Source organism: Desulfovibrio sp. Huiquan2017 (assembly GCF_017351175.1).
Taxonomy (GTDB): Bacteria; Desulfobacterota; Desulfovibrionia; order Desulfovibrionales; family Desulfovibrionaceae; genus Pseudodesulfovibrio.
Genome location: NZ_JAFMPN010000006.1, coordinates 169,924 through 188,520, shown reverse-complemented (window position 1 = coordinate 188,520; position 18,597 = coordinate 169,924). Strand labels below are relative to the sequence as shown.

Here is an 18,597-nt window from a genome sequence, read left to right as displayed (position 1 = left end):
GATCTTGAAGGGGCGCAGCTCAGCTCGGCTGGCTGCCCGGAGCGAAATTGCGCGTCGAGATGGCCTGTGCGGCATCTCTGACCATGGTGATGATCTCCGGTTCCGGCCCCTGCAGATCCAGGCCGACGTCCATGGCCACCACGGCGCCGGCGGGACGGCCGTCGTAGCTGAAAAAAGGGACGGCCACCGCATTGACGCCGAGTTGGGTCTCGCCGAGGTCCGTAGCATAGCCTTTGCGGCGCACACTCTTCAGTTCGGCCAAAAAACGGTCCGGGTTGGTGATGGTGTTGGGCGTGAAGGGGAACATTCTCTCGGAGAGAAGCTGGGCGAGCTCATCCGGATGGACATTGGCCAGGGTGGCCTTGGCACCGGCCGCGGCATGCCAGGGCATGACATCGCCCTGGGATCCGGCAAAGGACACGACGCGCAGTCCCTTGAGGGCGAAAAGCAGGATGTTGCGCATGCCGGAGAAGAGTTCGAGGGTGACGCCGCAACCTGTTTTTTCTCGCAGGCGCACCAGATGGGGGCGGGCGCTCTCAAGCAGCGCTCCGGAACGCAGGGAATGCGTAAGGGATGTGCCGAGGGCCAAGATGGCGCCCCCAAGGGAGACCCGGCTGCCGTCCAGCTCGTGACGCAGCATGCCGTATTCCACCAGGGTCTGGACCGTGCGGTGCACCGTGGCCCGTTTGAGACCCAGGGATCGGCTCAATTCCTGGATGGTGGAAGGGCGGTTCTCGCTTTCGAAGAAGCGCAATATTTGCATTGCCTTGCCTATGGCGCTTTCTTTGCTCTCACTCATTGGTCTTCCTGTTTCCGCAGCTCCCGTGAAGGAATGTGAGAAGTTGATCGGGGTTGAAATGAATTCTGTCCATATAATGGGCATATTGTCCGAATAGCGGACAAAAAACAATAAACATCTGTTGGTCGCCGGTCAACCGGCCGGTCCGGAAGCTTCCGGCAGCATATGGCCGACAAAAAACAAAGGGAGTGCGTATGCGGTATTCTCCGTCAATGGCCGAGAAAGTGGCCAAGGCGAAATTGAAGACCGGGTTCCTGGCTCTGCCCACCGCGATCAAGGCGGCTGCAAAACGGAGCGAAGCGGTCAAAAAGCTCTTACATAGCAAGAACTGCGTGGTTCAGATCGAGCTGCGGGACAAGTCCTGGGGGCGCTGGTTCGCGTTCCAGGACGGGCAGGTTACTTCCAAGAGCGGCGTTCACGCCGCCCCCGACGGGACGCTGCTGTTCGACAGCGCCCGCGAGGCCGTGCGCCTGATGACCCCGTTCCCGGACTTCGACACTCGGATGCAGTTCATTCACATGGCCAAGAACTTCAAGACCGACTCGCGTGGCGACGACGAGGCGCTGATGTTCTTCTCCAAGCTGACGGCCGAGATCATCGACATTCAGTTTTCCAAGATCGGCACCCCGATGAAGGACGGCTCCATCCGGTATGTGAACAACACCAATGCGGGCCCTGTGTTCGTCTACGTGAAGGATGACAAGATTATCCGTATCACTCACATCGAATTTGATGAAACCGACGCCGACACCTGGACCATCAAGGCCCACGGCAAGAGCTTCACTCCGCCCCGCAAAACCACGGTGACGTCCTACACCTCGGGCCTGAAGTCCACCATCTACTCGGATAAGCGACTCCTCTACCCCATGAAGCGGGTGGACTTCGATCCCAACGGAGAGCGCAATCCCCAGAATCGCGGCATCTCCGGCTACGAGCGAATCTCCTGGGACGAGGCCGCGATGATCGTTGCCGACGAAATCAAGCGGGTCAAGAGGGTGCACGGCCCCGGAGCGATCATGAACGGCTCCGGCTCGCACCACACCTGGGGCAACCTGGGGTACTGGCTTTCCTGCCGCCGCCGCTTCTTCAACATTATCGGCTGCACCTATGTGGATCACAACCCCGACAGCTGGGAAGGCTGGTTTTGGGGCGCCGCCCACCACTGGGGCAACACCATCCGCAACGGTGCTCCTGATACGTATTCCACGGTGGAGGACCTGCTCAAGAACGCCGAGATGGTCGTGTTCTGGTCGAGCGACCCGGAGACCACCTCGGGCGTGTACGGCGCCCAGGAGGGCACCATCCGCCGCATGTGGGCCAAGGAGCTTGGTATTCCCTGCGTGCACATTGATCCGTTCTACAACCACACGGCCGCGCTGATGGGCGGCAAGTGGCTGGCGCCGCGTCCGGCCACCGGCAACGCCCTGGCCCTGGCCATCGCCTACGTCTGGATCACGGAAGACCTGTACGACAAGTGGTTCGTCGAGAACCGCACCACAGGCTTTGACCAGTGGCGTGAGTATGTGCTCGGCAAAGAGGACGGCATTCCCAAAACGCCCGAGTGGCAGGAGGCCGAGTCCGCCATCCCCGCGCGCGAGGTGCGTGCCCTTGCCCGTCAATGGGGCTCCAAGCGGACCTACCTTTCCTGCGGCGGCATTCAGGGCTTCGGCTCGGCCTGCCGTTGCGCCACCGGCGTGGAATGGGCGCGCAGCATGGTCTACCTCATGGCCATGCAGGGCATCGGCAAACCCGGCGTCAACCTGGGCTGCCTGCAGCAGGGCACCCCGGTGGACACCCGCTTCTTCTTTCCCGGCTACTCCGAGGGCGGCCTCTCCGGCGACCTGGCCGGCACCGGCCTGATGATCAACATGTACCAGCGCATGCCGCAGCTGGTCACCATGAACACGGTCAAACAGAGCGTGCCGCGCCTACAGATCCCCGAGGCCATCCTCAACGGCGAGACCACCGGATACCCGACCGACCCGTCCACCATTCGCGGTCAGTTCTTCCCGATCCACTACCCCTCGCCCGGACACTCCAAGGTCAAGCTGTACTGGAAGTACGGCGGATCCCACTTCGGCACTATGTGCCAGACCAACCGGTACGCCGACATGTACCGCAGCCCCGAGTTGGAGTGCGTCGTCAACCAGTCCATCTGGATGGAGGGCGAGGCGCAGTTCGCGGACATCATCCTGCCCGCGTGCACCAACTTCGAGCGTTGGGATATCGGCGAAACGGCCAACTGCAGCGGTTACATTCACCACAGCTTCACGCAGTGGAACCACCGTGTGATGACCATGCAGCATAAGTGCATCGAGCCGCTGGGCGAATCCAAGTCCGACTACGAGATCTTCGCCACCATCGCGGGCAAACTGGGCCTGGGAAGCTACTTCACCGAAAACAGCACCGAGTTGGATTGGTGCAAGCGTCTCTTCGACGCCACGGACCTGCCCCAGGTCATATCCTGGAGGAAGTTCCTCAAGAAGGGGTACTATGTGGTGCCCGCACCGTGCGAGGAACGTCGCGATCCGGTTTCCTGGAACTGGTTCTATGAAGGCCGCTCCAAGGATGTCCCGGAGGTAAACCCCTTGCCCGCCGATTATGCGGAGAAGTTCCGCGAAGGACTCCAGACCCAGTCCGGAAAGATCGAATTCGTTTCGACCAGCCTGACGCAGTACGACCCGAACGACCCCGAGCGGCCTCCCATGTCCAAGTACATTCCCGCCTGGGAAGGCCACCATTCCGAGGACTACAAGCGCTTCCCTTTGCAATTGATCTCGCCGCACAACCGGTACAGCTTCCATACCATGCAGGACGGCAAGGACTCGTGGCTCAACGACATCAAGGATCACCGCGTCGAGGTGAACGGCTGGCACTATTGGATCGTCCGCCTCAACCCCGTTGACGCCAAGGCGCGCGGCATCGCCCACGGCGATCTGGTGGAGGCCTACAACGACCGTGGATCGGTCATCCTGTACGCTTTCCTCACCGAGCGCGTCCCCGCGGGCACGGTGCATTCCTACGAATCGTCCGCTGTCTACGCTCCCATCGGCGAACCGGGCAAATCCCCGGATCGCGGCGGTTGCGTCAACATCCTCACGCCGAGCAGGCCCATCGTCAAGAAGTCCCACTCCACGGCCAGCAACTCGTGCCTCATAGAAATCCGTAAATGGGAAGAATAACATGTCACAATCCAATAACGCCAACACTTCGCGGAAGTGGAACCTCATTGTTGATGTCGCTAAATGCGAGAATTGCAACAACTGCTACATGACTCTGCTGGACGAGTATGTGGGCAACCGGTTTCCGGGCTACAGCGAGCCCTGTCCCCGGCACGGCCACCATTGGATCCAGCTGGACACCAAGGAGCGGGGCTCCGGCTCCCTCATGGACGTGGCCTACCTGTTCACCACCTGCAACCAGTGCGACAACGCCCCGTGCATGAAGGCGGCCAGGGACAAGGCCATCTACAAGCGCGCTGACGGCATCGTCATGATCGATCCCCAGAAGGCAAAGGGGCAGCGCGACCTCGTCAAGGCCTGTCCTTACGGCCACATTTGGTGGAACGACGAACTGGACCTGCCGCAGAAGTGGTGCTGGGACGCTCATCTGCTTGACGTGGACTGGAAGGAGCCCCGCCCCGTATCGGTTTGCGCCACCGGGAGCCTCAAGGCCGTCAAATTGAGCGACCCCGAAATGAAGGACCTCGCGGAAAGGGAGGAACTCCAGGTGCTGCATCCCGAGTACGGCACCCATCCCCGAATCTGGTACAAAAACCTCTTCCGCTACACGCAGGCCCATATTGCGGGCAGCGTGGCCCGGGTGGCCGACAAGGTCGAAGACGTTGTCGAGGGTGCCCGGGTTTCATTGACCCGCGACGGCAAGGAAATCGATTCCTGTCAGACCGACATGTTCGGCGACTTCAAGTTCGACGCCATCGAGGTGGATTCCGGCGAATATACGCTCAAGATCCTGAGTGACGGCCGGGAAAAGGCGTTGCGGGTCGTCATGGGCGCCAGCGTCAATGTGGGCGTCATTCTCCTATAAATTGTCGATGCAATCGACCCATTGCATTCCCTGCCCCACCCCCCGGGTCCGCTCTCTTCGGAGAGCGGGCCTCCAGGGGGCGGGAGGAGAACGGATGAGCGCAAGGTTTGTCCGGAACAAAAACATTTAGCCATAACATTACAGGATACGAAATGAGCAACGTAGCGAAAGGCCCTGATTCTCCGTACGCATGGTGGATGCTGGCGGTCGTGTTCTTCGTCGGTATCGCGGCCCCCATCAACCAGTTCAAGGTCCCCCCCATGATGCAGCAACTCTGCACAAGCCTGGATATTTCTCTGGCCACGGCGGGCTGGCTCATGTCGGTCTTTTCCCTGGTGGCCATCTTTCTGGCCCTGCCCGCCGGATTCATCATCCGCAAGATCGGCATCCGTACGGCGGGGACCATCGCCATGCTTTCCTTCGTGGTGGGCTCGGCCATGGGCGTTTACGCCACGTCGCCGGCCATGATGCTCGGCGGCCGCGTGGTCGAAGGTCTCGGCATGTGCCTCATCGCCATCGTCGGACCGGCGGCCATCTCCTACTGGTTCACCCCGGCCAAGCTCGGCACGGCCATGGGGCTCTGGGGAGCCTGGGTTCCCCTCGGCCTGGTCATCATGTTCAACGTCGCCCCGCAGATCGGCGCCGGTGACTGGCGCCCGGTGTGGTGGGTCAGCACGGGCTACGCCGTCTTCGCCTTGATTCTTTTCGTGACCTGCTACCGCATGCCCAAGGGCGCGGACTGCAAGGACAAGGGCCGCGAGCCGACCCTGCAGTCCATCTTCGCGAAGCTGAAGGTGCGGGACATCTGGCTGCTGGCCTTCGCTTTTCTCGCCCAAAACGTCTGTCAGATCACCATCAACTCCTTCATGCCTACGTTCATGGGAACGCACCTGGGAATGAGCCCGACCAAGGCGGGTTTTACCGCCAGCCTGCTGATGCTCATCAGCATCGTTTCCGGCGCTCTGGCCGGTGTCTGGTCGGACAAGATCAACTCCCGCAAGAAGCCCACGCTGATTGCCTTGATCGCGCTGGCCCTGCTTATGCTCTGTCCCTTCTCGTTGCCCGTCGAATACATGACGGCCTACATGCTGACCCTCGGCGTGTTCATCGGCATCATCCCGACCTGCGTCTTTGCCGCCGGTCCCGAAATCATGGGTAATCCCGAAGACGCGAGCATCGGCCTGAGCGTTGTTGCCGTGGGCCAGAATCTGGGCATGTTCTTCGGCCCCGGCATCTACGGCATGTTCATTGAAAATTATGGATGGGCCACCGCCGGCTACCTGATCATTCCCGTCCTCGTGCTGGGCATCATCGCCACGCTCATGATGCGCATTAGATAGGTGAGAAAAGATGAATATTGGAAGTTATACGTTCGAAGAGTTCAAGGCTCTGGCCCGGAACTTCCATGGGTACGCGGCTCCCGGACTGCTTATCGGTGGATACATGGTTGCCATGGCCAAGCGGAATCTTCCGAAAGGGACACTCTTCGAGGCCGTCGTGGAAACGACCAAGTGTTTACCGGACGCCGTTCAGCTGCTGACGTTGTGCAGCACCGGCAACAATTGGATGAAAGTGACGAATCTGGGCAGATACGCTGTTTCTCTTGGCGACAAGTATACAGGCGAGGGCGTGCGCGTCGGCATCGATCCGTCGAAGCTGGAGGACTTTCCCGAGATCCGGGATTGGTTCTTTAAGCGCAAGCCCAAGAAGGACCAGAACGTCGCCCGCCTGGAGCAGGAGATCGAACGGGCCGGAGACACCATCTGCCGGATGGAGTCGGTGACGGTCAAACAGCGATACCTGGGCCACAAGCCCATGGACGCCATCGAGGTCTGCCCGGTTTGCGGCGAGGCCTACCCCCGGTACGACGGTCCCATCTGCCGGGGTTGCCAGGGGCAGGCCCCCTATACCTCAATGCACTCCCTGGTGGCCGACAGCATGCCTGCGGGCTTGCGCGTGGTCCCGGTGGCCGAGGCCGTGGGGCGGGAGGCCGCCCACGACATGACGCGCATCGAACCCGGCCAGTTCAAGGGGCCGGAGTTCAAGGCGGGCCAGCGTCTCTCCATCGGCGATGTCTGCCGCCTGCAGCAGATGGGGCGCTTCCATGTGGCGGTGCGCGACCCCGCGGCCGCGGCGGAGGCCTCCCGACAGGGAACCCGGCACGAGAACGAGGTGGCCGAGTGTTTCGCCCGGGCTATGGCCGGCCCCGGTGTCGGCTACGGGTTGCCCCCTCACGAGGGCAAGATCGACTTCGCCGCCGACCGCGACGGTCTGCTCTGCGTGGATGCCCTGCGCATGGAGCAGTTCAACCTGGTGCCCGAAGTCATGGTCGCTTCGCGCCATGACGGGACAGTTATCAGAAAGGGCAGCCGGTTCGCCGGAACCCGGGCCATCCCGCTTTTCCTGCCTGAAGAGCGGATGCGGCAGGCCCTTGAGGTCCTCGGCAGTGAACCGCTGTTTAGCGTGCTGCCGCTCAGGCGGGCCAAGGTCGGCATCCTGGTGACCGGCACCGAGGTCTTCCAGGGGATCATCGAGGACAAGTTCATTCCGGTGATCACCGCCAAGGTCGGTGCCTATTCCTGCACCGTGGTCAAGAGCACCGTGGTGCCGGACGACCTGGACATGATGCGCGACGCCATCGCGGACATCCGCACGGCCGGGGCCGACCTTCTGGTCACCACCGGCGGCCTGTCTGTTGATCCTGACGATCTGACCCGGCAGGCGTTGCTGGAATACGGCCTCACCAATGGCTTACACGGTGCGCCCGTGCTCCCGGGAACCATGAGCGTAATGGGCGCCCTGCCCGCCACGGACACCGGCGGCAGGGTACAGGTGCTGGGCGTGCCCGCCTGCGCCCTGTACTACAAGACCACGTTCCTGGACATCATCCTGCCCCGGCTTCTGGCCGGACGGGAAATCTCCCGCAGGGAACTGGCCCGTATGGGTGAAGGCGGCTACTGCATGGCCTGCCACACCTGCACTTGGCCCAAATGCTGGTTTGGAAAATAGGAAATAGCGCAACCATCCGGCGTCTTCGCTACACCCCCTAGACTGCGAAGGCCCGGAGAGGCTCCTTCTCAGGCCCTCAACCTCACGACTCAGCTGCCCGCCGGAGCCGGATCCTTCCGGATTCGTCCTCGGCGGGCGGCTCGTCGTACCGATCTTTTCCCCACTACGGCTGGAAAGGGGGGGGAACCGCTACGTCGGCAGCGGCATTTGATGATATTCAAGAAATCGTGGTTGCAATCTCCTTCCGCTTCACCAATGACTTTAGCGACTTGGCCGGTTCTCCTCCTGAGCCTTTTCTCGCGGAGTCTATCCCAAAATATACCGATGACCGGCGTCGGTGAGGGTTAAGTCAGCAAGGATGTCAGCAGCAGATATACTGCACACAGGCACAAGAGCGAACCCCTCAGTATGTTGAAGCGTTGCATCTTCTTTCGGGTGTCGAGGACTACGCCGAACCGGGGTCCCCTGACGACCCAGGCGGCGAGGGAGAGATAGCAGATGGTGAAATAGAGGCCGGAGAAGAGGAATAGCGGGGTGTGGGAGCCCGGGGCCGTGAACATGGAGATATCGGCGATGCAGGCCAGCCAGGCTTTGGGGTTGAACCACTGCATGAGGAACCCCTGCTTGAAGTCGGGGCAGGGGGCCGCCTTGATGGAGAGTTCGGGATCAGCCGAGCCGATTTTATACCCGACATGGAGGATGAATAACGAACCCGCCAGGGATAGACATTTGAGAAAGGCCGGATATGCGGTCACGAACTGCATGAGCCCCAGTCCCAGTGAGAGCAGGAGCATGATGAGGCCGATGGTTGCGCCGGAGACGAACGGAAACGTCCGTCGGAAACCGTAGGCCGTTCCTGAGGCTATGATCGGCATGTTGACCGGCCCGGGAGAAATGAACATTGTGAGGGGAAATAGGCACATGGCGGCAATGAGAGAGCATTGCTGCCTCGCTGGCTAAGGGATATCCCGGAATATCCTTCGTCGAGAAAAAGACCATGAGCTGGGACGCGGCGGGCGAGCTGTCGTCGAGAAGCATTGATCTGGGTTTTTCCCATTTCCTCCCAGATGCCGACGGAATCGTCGCGCAACGCCTGGGGGAGATCGAACTGGCGATCGCCGCTCCCGAAATCTGGAGGGACCGGGTGGCGGATTTGGACCTGAAGGGGCTCGCCTCGTTCCCGTGGGTCTGGATCAGCGACCATTGCCCCATGAACAAGGTGCTCTCCGGCCTGTTCGACGAAATCGGGGAGGAGCCGGTTAAGGCCGTCGTCGTGGACCAGGAGTCGGCCTGGGCGTCATGCCCGCGCTCAAGGTGGAGGGCGTCGCCGGACGCCTACGGCATATTCCTTGTCAGGAACCTGGAGAAAACGCTCACCCTTCACTTGCTTTCACTGGAGTGCCGGGCGGAAGAACCCATGATCATGACGATGGTGAATCTCACAAGGAAGGTTTGGGCATAGCGGAGTAGCCCATAGCCATTGAATGGCATGCAAGAAGTCGTGGATTCAATTCCCTTTAGCTCCACCAATGAATTTAGCGGGTTGGAGGGTTTTCATCCCAAGCCTTTTCCCCATGGGGTATGCGAAAGGCTATGCGGCTGAAGTCTGGCTGGGTGCTTGGGTTGCTTGGCTGCGTATCCCAATTGATCCATCAAGCAAACGCTGCCCAGCGGGCCAGCAACATGGCCCACGTCTCTCGGCGGCCGCGCGATTCTTCGGCAATTCAGGCCATGGAGGCGAAGTGCTTTTCGAGCATTGCATCCACGGTGTCGGTGAATGGCTCGTCAATCGACAGCGGCGGCATGCCCGCGCGGGCGAGCCTTTCCACGACGGCCGGAACGTCCCCCACGAGGAACAGGGTGGGCAGGTGCAGGTAGCTGCCGGTGACGCTTTGCCCCCGGGCGGACAGGTAGTCCGCGGTCTGTTTGAATATGGCCCGTTGAACGGATGCCATCTCCTTAAGGGAGTTCACCCTGAAGGAGGCCGGCGGGAACCAGTCCGTTTCCGGTTCGGGCCGGGGCACAGGCGGGGCATCATCCGCAGGGGGAGGGCACGGGGTGGACACGAGCGTCTCGGCCAACACGCTGGACGCATCGACGATATGCAGTGATTCCGGGATACGGCCTTCGCGCTTGAAGCGGGTACATCCTTCCGGCGTAAGGATCAGAGGAAGTTCGGTGCAGCCGAGGATGACGTGGTTGCAGTCTTGGCTTTGGCATTCGTCCGCGAGCACGGCACAAAGGAGGTTTTCGGCTTCTTCGGTGATCTGTCCGGTCTTGATGCCGAATTGCGTGTCGTAGATGGCGGCCATGGTCTTGACCTGGCTGTCCGCGGAAGGGGAGACGGCTTCGATGCCCAGGGCGCGCAAGGCGTCCTGGTAAAGGTTGGATTCCACCAATGAGGTCACGCCCATGACCAGCACCCGGCCTTGGACCCCGCGCATGGAGCGGGCTGTTTCCTCTATCATGTCCACAAAGCGGACCGGGCTGCCCCGCATGACCGTGCGGAAAAGTTCGTGGGCGCTGTTGCAGGCCAACCCCGTCAGCCCGCAGCCGAGAAAGCGCATGAAGGCTGCGGTATGCCGCGCCGTTGCGGCCTTCCGCCGTTCGGTGGCGTCCCCGTCGGTTCCGGCGGCGTTCACCTCATGCGGTTTGTACGCGAGTCGCGAGTTGCCGTAGAAGACATAGTTGAGCTTTTCGTGGCCGGGAACCCGCGCCATCTTTTCCGCAAGGTCAACCATGGCCTCGTTGCCCATGCCGCCGATCACACCGGTGACGCTCGTGACATCATTCATGTTTGCAGCTTCAGTTATATTGTATATGATAGAAAAAGAGACCGCCCCGGAAAATGCGGGGTAAAAAAAAATTTAACTTCGTTCAATTTTTTGTTAATACCGTCTATCCTTAACTGTCCACGGAATCAACCATCGACCCACACCCCATATGCGGAACTACCCCGACACGCTTCTTAAAATTATTGCCGCCAGCGAGTTGAACCTCAACAGCATCAGCAAGCTCTCCGGTGTTTCCAACACCTATCTGACCAAGTTGAGCAAAGGGCAGATCAACCATCCGGGTAAAGACAAGATCGCATCCATCCTGCTGGCGCTCAACCACACCATATCCGAGATCAACTCGGTCCTGGCCGAATATGATTATCGGAGCCTGAACCGGCACGACATCCCGGCCATACTTGTGAACAACCAGCGCAGAAAGATCGAAGGCCGGATGCTTCCGCATTATGATCGGCTGCATTTCGAGTTGATGCTGGCGGCGTTCGAAACCCTCGGCGGCACCAAGGTTCTGGTCAAAAACCGGCCGAGCGGTATTTATCAGCCATATCCTCTTTATATGATGAAGGAATTCCAGTTGGAAGTGGGCGGAGACGCCGCGCGCTTCCTGTATGACCTGACCGGGAAGGTGGTCGAGGAGCGGTTGCGCCTGTTCAAGCGGAACTGCGAGAAGGGTAGCCGGATCGTCAATTATATTTGCGGCAAGTGCCTCAGCGAAAGCCTGGATCGCAACATTGAGCGGTGCGTCGCGGCCAAGGATGAGCAAAAACTCGCATTGTACGCGGAATATTATGCCAACGCCGTATCCAGCGCCATAAAATTCCCGGAACAGCACCGGTTTTTCATCGTCGAGAGGTGTTCGACCTTCGAGTTCCTTATCCAGGACGCCGACGGGAAGCGGCCCCGGATCAATTTCACCAGCTCCAGCCCCCATTCCTACGAGAATCCCTACGATCAACATAACCTGCAAGGATTTTCGACGGATGCGCATTCCATCCTGCACCTGTTCGGTCTGGAAGTGGACATGTGCAAGGCCGCCGTCAATTCCGAGGACAGCCGGAACACCCCGGAAGGGCTGCGGCAATATGTCAGTGACAAGTTCGCGCAGCGGGGTGTCCGGGAACATTTCGATGCGGCAGTGCAGGAACTGTTGGCGACGCCTGGTATAAAATTCTTTTAGAACAGCGGGTTAAGATCGTGCCGAGGACGTCCTTTGGCGGGGCGGTTTAATTTTTTTTTAAACCAAATGGGAAAATTTTGTTTGACGACATGTCGATAAATTATTACCCAATTGACCCTCTCTGTTAAAAAATGCTCAGGCCAAAGATGTGAAGATGGATGATACTGACAAAAAAGTAATTTTAGAAATCAACGAGCTCCAGACGTATTTCTATTCATCGGAAGGCGTCGCCAAAGCCGTTGATGGAGCGTCGTTCTCCCTGGCCGCCGGAAAGGTTCTCGGCGTGGTCGGCGAGTCCGGCTGCGGCAAGAGCGTGACGGCCCAGTCGGTCATGCGTCTCGTGCCTTCGCCTCCCGGAAAGATCGTGGGCGGCAGCATCCTGTTCGACGGGATGGACCTGACCAAACTGAGTATGGCGGAAATGCGTCATGTGCGAGGCAACCGCATTTCCATGATTTTCCAGGAGCCGATGAGTTCGCTCAACCCGGTCTTCACCATCGGCAACCAATTGTCGGAGATGTTCATGCTTCACCGGGGCATGAACAAGAAAGACGCCCTGGACGCATCCGTCGAGATGTTGGATCGCGTGCAGATTCCCGCCCCCCGGTCACGGATTTTCGAGTATCCCCACCAATTGTCGGGCGGCATGCGGCAACGGGTCATGATCGCCATGGCCCTGTCCTGCGAGCCCGAAATCCTCATAGCGGACGAGCCCACCACCGCCTTGGACGTGACGGTCCAGGCCCAGATCATCGATTTGATCATCCAGCTCAAGGAAGACTTTGGCACCGCTGTGGAAATGATCACCCACGATCTTGGCGTCATCGCCGAGACCGCCGACAGCGTCGTGGTCATGTACGCGGGCCGCGTGGTGGAACAGGCCGAGACCATCGAACTGTTCGAGAACACCCTGCATCCGTACACGGCGGGGCTGTTGGCCTCCACGCCCGTCCTTGGAAGGCGCGTGCCCGGCAGGGTGGACAGGCTCAATGAGATAAAAGGGATGGTTCCCAGTCTGTACGCGTTGCCTCAAGGGTGTAAATTCCGGGAAAGGTGCCCCCGAGCCTTGCCTATTTGCAAAGAGCGGGAGCCGCAGCTTGCGGAAATCAACGATAGCCACACCGTCCGGTGTTGGCTGCATATCCCCCATTGATCCATGACAGAAACCCTTATCAAGGCAGAGGACCTCAAGGTCCATTTCCCCATCCGGAAGGGGCTGTTGTCCCGCGTGGTCGGCCATGTCTTTGCCGTTGACGGCATTGATCTGGAACTCCACAAGGGCGAGACCCTCGGCATTGTGGGCGAGTCCGGGTGCGGCAAGAGCACTGCCGGGCTGGCCGCCATGCGTCTTATCAATCCCACCGGCGGCGTTGTCCGCTGGAAGGGCAGGGACATGGGCGAGATGTCCCCGGCCGAGCTCAGGGCGCTGCGCAAGGAAATGCAGCTTATCTTTCAGGATCCCTATTCGTCCCTGAACCCGCGCATGACCGTCGATCAAATCTTGGCGAACCCCATGAACGTCCATGGAATGTACACCGGCCGGGAGCGCCGGGACCGGTTGGCCTTCCTGCTGGAGACCGTGGGCATGAGCCCGGACCAGGGACGTCGCTATCCCCATGAGTTCTCCGGGGGCCAGCGGCAGCGCTTGGGCATCGCCCGCGCCTTGGCCCTGGACCCGTCCGTTATCATCGGCGACGAGCCCGTCTCGGCTCTGGACGTTTCCATTCAGGCGCAGATCATCAATCTGCTCATGGATCTCAAGCGGGAATTCGAACTGTCGCTGATGATCATTTCGCACGATCTGGCCGTGGTCGAATACCTCTGCGACCGGATCGTGGTCATGTATCTCGGCAAGGTCATGGAAAAGGGTTCCTACGCCGAAATCTATGCGAATCCGAAACACCCGTATACGCAGGCGCTGCTTTCCGCGGTCCCCGTGCCGGACCCGCGCCGCAAGAAGCAACGGCAGATTCTGGTCGGCGACGTGCCGAGCCCCATCACCCCGCCCTCGGGGTGCCGGTTCCACACGCGCTGTCCCCAAGCTATGGATATATGCTCGCGGGAAATTCCGACCATCCGGGATTTCGGCGATGGGCATCTGGCCGCATGCCATCTGTATTGAACGGATGGCGTCATCTGTTCGGTGTTAACTTGTATTGGAGGTTCATTTCATGAAACGTTTGGCAGTTATTGCATCCCTCGTCGCGTTGCTTGCGTTGCCGTCGCTCGCCATGGCCAAGGCGGACCTGGTCATCGCAACCGACGCTCCGCCCAAGTCCATGAATCCGCAGGCATACTCGTCCGATGCCAACTATTCGTACATGTCCAACTTTTTCGACGGACTGTTGCAGCGCAAGGACGGCAAGCTCGCTCCCGCACTGGCCACCGCCTGGGAACGCATTGACGCCCTGACCTGGAAATTCACCCTGCGCAAGGGCGTGAAGTTCAGCAACGGCAACGATTTCAATGCGGAAGACGTCAAGTTCACCTTCGAGCGCATGAAGGATCCCAAGTACTCCCGGTTCCTGAACTTCGGCAACGCCATCGCCGACATCGAAACCCCGGACGCCTACACCGTCATCTTCAAGACCGTGAAGCCGGTTCCCTGGTTCGCCGAGACCATGCATCAGAACTTTATCGTGGACAAGGAGTCCTCCCTGACCCGTGACGACGGCGACTACAACACCCACCCCATCGGCACCGGCGCCTATATTTTCGATGAGTGGGTCAAGGGTTCCTACGTGCGCATGCACGCCAACCCGAATTATTGGGAAGGCGAGCCCAAGTACAAGACCGTGGAGATCCGTCCCATCGTGGAAGAGGCCACCCGTTTCGCCGCATTGGCCGGCCATCAGGTGGACATCGTCAACGGCGTGCCGCTGACCCTGGCCGACCGCATCGCCAAGATGCCCAACGTGGAGATGATCCAGCGTCCGGCGCGCCGCTGTATCTACCTGACCGTTTCCAACAAGCCCGGTACGCCGTTCGCCGACAAGCGCGTCCGCCAGGCCCTGGCCTACGCCATCAACGAAGACGAGATCATCGACAAGGTCATGCAGGGCAAGGCCACCAAGGCCTCCCAGATCCCGGACAAGGCCACCGTGGGCTACAATGCCGACATCAAGCGCATCGAGTACAACCCGGAAAAGGCGAAGCAACTGCTGGCCGAAGCCGGGTATGCCGACGGCTTCGAGATCACCATCGCCGGCCCCAACGATCGCTACATCAATGACGAGAAAATTGCCGAAGCCGTCGCCAAGTACATGGCCAAGATCGGCCTGAAGGTGAAGCTGGACGTCAAGCCCAAGTCCATCTTCTTTGACGAGACCGCCGAGTTCAAGCATCCGTTCTACCTGATCGGCTGGTTCGACGGTTCCTACGACTTCGGCCGCAGCGCGGAAAAACTGCTTCATACCTGGGACAAGGAAAAGGGCATGGGTGCCTATAACGGCGCCGTGTATTCCAATCCGGCCATTGACGACCTGATCGTCAAGTCCTCCAGCATCGTGGATTTGGCCGAGCGTGACAAGGCGCTGCAGAATATCAACGCCATGGTCATGGAAGACGTGGCCTGGATTCCCCTGCACTACCAGCAGGATCTGTACGCCGTAGCCAAAGGCAAGAACATCAAGTTCAATCCCCGCCCTGACCGCTGGATCGTGGTCAAGGAAATCCAGTAGCAAACAGCGAACAACACGGGGCCGCTTCGGCGGCCCCTCTTCACCACTATGGCATCATACATTCTCCGAAGAGTCCTCCAGGGACTTCTGGTCCTGATGGCGGTCTCCTTCATCTGCTTCTGCCTTTTCCGTTTCACCGGCGATCCGGTGCTCATGCTGGCGGGCAAGTACGCAACCCAGGAAGAACGGGAAATGGTCCGGCACGCCTACGGCCTGGACCAACCCACCTACGTGCAGTACTTCAAGTTCATCGGCGGCGCCTTGCACGGGGACTTCGGCAAGTCCTACGTCAGCCAGGTGGACGCCCTGGACACCATCCTCGAACGTTTTCCCGCCACGTTCGAGCTCGCCATGGTGGCCATGTCCATCTCCTTCATCGTCGGGGTCGGGTTGGGCATCGTCGTATCCATCCGCCCGAAAGGCGCGCTGGCCCAGGTCTTCATGTCCGGGTCCCTTCTGGGCATCTCCATGCCGACCTTCCTGACCGGTATCCTGCTGGTGATGGTCTGCTCCGTCTGGCTGGAGATCCTACCCGCCTTCGGCCGGGGCGACACGGTGCAACTCGGGGCCTGGCGCACCGGGCTGCTGACCGTTGACGGCTGGAAGCACATCATCCTGCCCGCGCTGACCCTCTCCAGCTACCAACTGGCGGTCATGATGCGCCTGACCCGCGCGGGCATGCGCGAGGTCATGGGCGAAGAGTACATCAAGACGGCCTGGGCCAAGGGGTTGTCTCCGACCAAGGTCATTCTCAAGCACGCCCTGCGCAACGTCCTTATCCCCGTGGTGACCATCGCGGGACTCTCGTTCGGCGAGCTGATAGCCTTTTCCATCGTCACGGAGACCATCTTCCAGTGGCCGGGTATGGGGAATCTCCTGCTGACATCGATTTTCGAGACGGACCAGCCCATTATCGTCACCTATATCATGCTGGCCGCCTGCATCATCCTTTTCATCAATATCCTGGTCGACCTGCTCTACGCAGTGCTCAACCCGAAAATCCGCTACAGCTAGGTCTCCCATGAACGGTTCCATCAGAAACAAACGGCTGCACAGCTTCTTGAACGACAAGCCGGCCATGCTCGGGGCGGCCATCATGCTCTGTTTTCTCTTTGCCGGTGTTTTCGCGCCGCTGATCGCGCCCATGAATCCCTACGATCTCTCGTCCGTGGATCTGGGCAACGTCCTGCTCCAGCCCTTTTGGGTCCATGGCGGCTCCAGCGCCTTCCCGCTGGGCACCGACGACCAGGGACGCTGCATCCTTTCCACCATTCTCTACGGGCTGCGCACATCCATGCTGGTCGGTTTTTCGGTCGTGGCCATCGCGGGCACCATCGGCGTGACCCTGGGCATGATCGGGGGCTACTACGGCGGCTTCCTCGACGCCTTTGTCATGCGGTGTGCGGATACGGTCTTTTCCTTTTCGACGACCCTGCTGGCTGTCCTGCTGCTCGGCGTATTCGACAACAGGGGTCTGGGAACGGTCATTCTCGCCATCTGCATCGCGGACTGGGTGCGATACGCCCGCACCATCCGGGGCAGTGTGCTCGAAATCAAGGACAATCCCTACGTCATGGCGGCCAAGGCCTCCGGCGCAAAGGATTTCCGCATCCTGTTCCAGCATATCCTGCCCAATGCGCTGCCGCCCATTTTCGTGGTTATGGCCGTGGACCTCGCGGTGGTCATCATGCTGGAGGCCACACTGAGCTTTCTCGGCGTGGGCGTTCCCCTGACCGAGCCTTCCCTGGGGATGATGATCGCCATCGGCAAGAACTACATTTATGCGGGCATGTGGTGGCTGACTCTTTTCCCCGGCGCCGTGCTTATTCTGCTGGTCGTGGGCATCAACCTGTTCGCCGACTGGCTCCGCGATGAAATGAATCCGAAGCTGAGCCGCTAGGCCCGACTCCGGGAAACCCTGATTACCTGGATAGGATAGATAGATGACTGAAGAACAACAGTGCTATGAACGTTTTCTCAATGATTTTGAGCGGATCATTAATCTCGACAGCAGCAGCGACAATCCGGAGGGGATAGCCGAAGTGGCCGCATTCCTGCGGGACAAGCTTGTCCCCTTGGGCCTGGAAGTGGAAATAACCCGCCAGGGAGAGGACGGCGTGCCCTGCCTCAAGGCCTGCACCCCCAGCCGGGACGGCCGGTATGATTTTCTGTTCCTCGGGCACATGGATACCGTTTTCCCCACCGGGGAAGCTGGCAGGCGTCCCTTCCGCACGGAAGGCGGTCTTGCCCACGGCCCCGGCGTCAACGACATGAAGGGCGGCCTTTTGCTGGCCGTGTACGTGGTTGAGCGGCTCAAGAAGGAAGGGGCGCTGGACGATATGGCCGTCTGTCTCGCCTTCAACGGCGATGAAGAGACCGGCTCTCACAATTCCCGGCCGTGGATCGAGGAGACCGCCGCCCTGTGCGATCGGGTCCTGGTCTTCGAGCCGTGCCGTCCCGGTTTCAGGTACGTCGTCAGCCGCAAGGGCGGATACCGGGTCCGGGTCGTCGCTCACGGCGTTTCCTCCCATGCCGGGGCCGACCCCGAAAAGGGCGTCAATGCCGTGGTGGAGCTTGCCCACCAGATCGGCCGCATCAACGCCCTCAACCATGCGGGATCGGGCATTACCGCCCAATGCACGGTGATTCGGGGCGGCGACAAGACCAATATCATTCCGGACCGGGCCGAGGTGGAAGTGGATGTCCGCTACGCGACCATGCAGGAGATGGCCGAGGTGGACGCCTTTTTCGAGGCCCTGCCCAAGGAAACGCTTCTTCCTGGGGCCACGGTCGAAGTTGTCGTGCATGGACAGCGTCCCCCGATGGAAAGTGGTCCCGAAAGCGAGGCGCTTTTCCAACTGCTGGTGGCCGAGGGCGCGAAGCTGGGCATCGAGGTCGGCGGAATATCTACCGGCGGCTGCTCGGATGGTAACTGGACGGCGGCCATGGGCATCCCGACACTCGACGGCATGGGGCCGGTCGGGGAGAACTCGCATCGTTTGGATGAGTACATGACGCTGGACAGTTTCATTCCGGCCAGGACCATGATTTCGGCCTTCTGCAGACAGGCCGTGAACAAGGGGAATTAAT

At 60.1% G+C, this 18,597-nt stretch carries 15 protein-coding genes; 12 read left to right on the top strand and 3 right to left on the bottom strand.

All coding sequences use genetic code 11. The features are described 5' to 3' along the window. Positions 1-19: 19 nt before the first annotated feature. Positions 20-799, bottom strand: a complete 780-nt coding sequence (locus tag J0909_RS06695) for an IclR family transcriptional regulator (protein WP_207261511.1) — start codon at positions 797-799, stop codon at positions 20-22. A gap of 212 nt (positions 800-1,011) precedes the next feature. Between J0909_RS06695 and J0909_RS06690 the strand changes: the two genes are divergently transcribed. From J0909_RS06690 to J0909_RS06675, 4 genes are all read left to right on the top strand, one after another. Next, positions 1,012-3,981, top strand: coding sequence for a molybdopterin-dependent oxidoreductase (locus J0909_RS06690; protein ID WP_207261509.1), 2,970 nt, complete (start codon positions 1,012-1,014; stop codon positions 3,979-3,981). 1 nt (position 3,982) lies between these two features. Next, entirely contained in the window at positions 3,983-4,846 is an 864-nt protein-coding gene (locus tag J0909_RS06685; RefSeq protein WP_207261506.1) for a 4Fe-4S dicluster domain-containing protein, read from the top strand. Positions 4,847-4,998: 152 nt separating this feature from the next. Beyond that, complete coding sequence (locus J0909_RS06680) at positions 4,999-6,186, top strand: MFS transporter (protein WP_207261504.1); 1,188 nt, start codon at positions 4,999-5,001, stop codon at positions 6,184-6,186. A 10-nt stretch (positions 6,187-6,196) separates the two neighbouring features. After that, positions 6,197-7,855, top strand: coding sequence for an FmdE family protein (locus J0909_RS06675; RefSeq protein WP_207261502.1), 1,659 nt, complete (start codon positions 6,197-6,199; stop codon positions 7,853-7,855). A 344-nt stretch (positions 7,856-8,199) separates the two neighbouring features. On the opposite strand, the gene J0909_RS06670 is transcribed toward J0909_RS06675, so the two are convergent. Beyond that, the gene (locus tag J0909_RS06670; RefSeq protein WP_286181840.1) at positions 8,200-8,757 is read right to left on the bottom strand and encodes a LysE family translocator; all 558 of its coding nucleotides are present in this window, start codon (positions 8,755-8,757) and stop codon (positions 8,200-8,202) included. A gap of 38 nt (positions 8,758-8,795) precedes the next feature. Here J0909_RS06670 and J0909_RS06665 point away from each other — a divergent pair, with 38 nt between their 5' ends. Then, positions 8,796-9,317, top strand: a complete 522-nt coding sequence (locus tag J0909_RS06665) for a LysR substrate-binding domain-containing protein (RefSeq protein ID WP_207261555.1) — start codon at positions 8,796-8,798, stop codon at positions 9,315-9,317. Positions 9,318-9,579: 262 nt separating this feature from the next. On the opposite strand, the gene J0909_RS06660 is transcribed toward J0909_RS06665, so the two are convergent. Then, positions 9,580-10,650: an aspartate/glutamate racemase family protein gene (locus J0909_RS06660; protein ID WP_207261500.1), complete on the bottom strand. Its 1,071-nt coding sequence runs from the start codon at positions 10,648-10,650 to the stop codon at positions 9,580-9,582. 148 nt (positions 10,651-10,798) lie between these two features. Between J0909_RS06660 and J0909_RS06655 the strand changes: the two genes are divergently transcribed. The 7 genes from J0909_RS06655 to J0909_RS06625 all read left to right on the top strand — a co-directional run bounded on the left by J0909_RS06655 (position 10,799) and on the right by J0909_RS06625 (position 18,596). Next, positions 10,799-11,827, top strand: a complete 1,029-nt coding sequence (locus J0909_RS06655; protein ID WP_207261499.1) for a hypothetical protein — start codon at positions 10,799-10,801, stop codon at positions 11,825-11,827. A gap of 154 nt (positions 11,828-11,981) precedes the next feature. Beyond that, a complete protein-coding gene (locus J0909_RS06650) occupies positions 11,982-12,980 on the top strand; it encodes an ABC transporter ATP-binding protein (protein WP_207261498.1) in 999 nt (332 codons plus the stop codon). A gap of 3 nt (positions 12,981-12,983) precedes the next feature. Next, complete coding sequence (locus J0909_RS06645) at positions 12,984-13,949, top strand: ABC transporter ATP-binding protein (protein WP_207261497.1); 966 nt, start codon at positions 12,984-12,986, stop codon at positions 13,947-13,949. Positions 13,950-13,998: 49 nt separating this feature from the next. Continuing rightward, positions 13,999-15,507: an ABC transporter substrate-binding protein gene (locus J0909_RS06640; protein ID WP_207261496.1), complete on the top strand. Its 1,509-nt coding sequence runs from the start codon at positions 13,999-14,001 to the stop codon at positions 15,505-15,507. A 48-nt stretch (positions 15,508-15,555) separates the two neighbouring features. Further along, positions 15,556-16,521, top strand: coding sequence for an ABC transporter permease (locus J0909_RS06635; RefSeq protein WP_207261495.1), 966 nt, complete (start codon positions 15,556-15,558; stop codon positions 16,519-16,521). A 7-nt stretch (positions 16,522-16,528) separates the two neighbouring features. Further along, positions 16,529-17,407 (top strand): ABC transporter permease, encoded by an 879-nt coding sequence (locus tag J0909_RS06630; RefSeq protein ID WP_207261493.1) that lies wholly within the window; start codon positions 16,529-16,531, stop codon positions 17,405-17,407. Between the two features lie 43 nt (positions 17,408-17,450). Further along, positions 17,451-18,596: a M20 family metallopeptidase gene (locus J0909_RS06625; RefSeq protein WP_207261491.1), complete on the top strand. Its 1,146-nt coding sequence runs from the start codon at positions 17,451-17,453 to the stop codon at positions 18,594-18,596. Position 18,597: the final 1 nt, after the last annotated feature.

Bases quoted from the DNA above. Each gene is read 5' to 3' on its own strand.
- J0909_RS06645 (WP_207261497.1), top strand. From the start codon at position 12,984: ATGACAGAAACCCTTATCAAGGCAGAGGACCTCAAGGTCCATTTCCCC.
- J0909_RS06680 (WP_207261504.1), top strand. From the start codon at position 4,999: ATGAGCAACGTAGCGAAAGGCCCTGATTCTCCGTACGCATGGTGGATG.
- J0909_RS06690 (WP_207261509.1), top strand. From the start codon at position 1,012: ATGGCCGAGAAAGTGGCCAAGGCGAAATTGAAGACCGGGTTCCTGGCT.
- J0909_RS06625 (WP_207261491.1), top strand. From the start codon at position 17,451: ATGACTGAAGAACAACAGTGCTATGAACGTTTTCTCAATGATTTTGAG.
- J0909_RS06635 (WP_207261495.1), top strand. From the start codon at position 15,556: ATGGCATCATACATTCTCCGAAGAGTCCTCCAGGGACTTCTGGTCCTG.
- J0909_RS06695 (WP_207261511.1), bottom strand. From the start codon at position 799: ATGAGTGAGAGCAAAGAAAGCGCCATAGGCAAGGCAATGCAAATATTG.
- J0909_RS06650 (WP_207261498.1), top strand. From the start codon at position 11,982: ATGGATGATACTGACAAAAAAGTAATTTTAGAAATCAACGAGCTCCAG.
- J0909_RS06660 (WP_207261500.1), bottom strand. From the start codon at position 10,650: ATGAATGATGTCACGAGCGTCACCGGTGTGATCGGCGGCATGGGCAAC.
- J0909_RS06655 (WP_207261499.1), top strand. From the start codon at position 10,799: ATGCGGAACTACCCCGACACGCTTCTTAAAATTATTGCCGCCAGCGAG.
- J0909_RS06630 (WP_207261493.1), top strand. From the start codon at position 16,529: ATGAACGGTTCCATCAGAAACAAACGGCTGCACAGCTTCTTGAACGAC.
- J0909_RS06685 (WP_207261506.1), top strand. From the start codon at position 3,983: ATGTCACAATCCAATAACGCCAACACTTCGCGGAAGTGGAACCTCATT.
- J0909_RS06675 (WP_207261502.1), top strand. From the start codon at position 6,197: ATGAATATTGGAAGTTATACGTTCGAAGAGTTCAAGGCTCTGGCCCGG.
- J0909_RS06670 (WP_286181840.1), bottom strand. From the start codon at position 8,757: ATGTTCATTTCTCCCGGGCCGGTCAACATGCCGATCATAGCCTCAGGA.
- J0909_RS06640 (WP_207261496.1), top strand. From the start codon at position 13,999: ATGAAACGTTTGGCAGTTATTGCATCCCTCGTCGCGTTGCTTGCGTTG.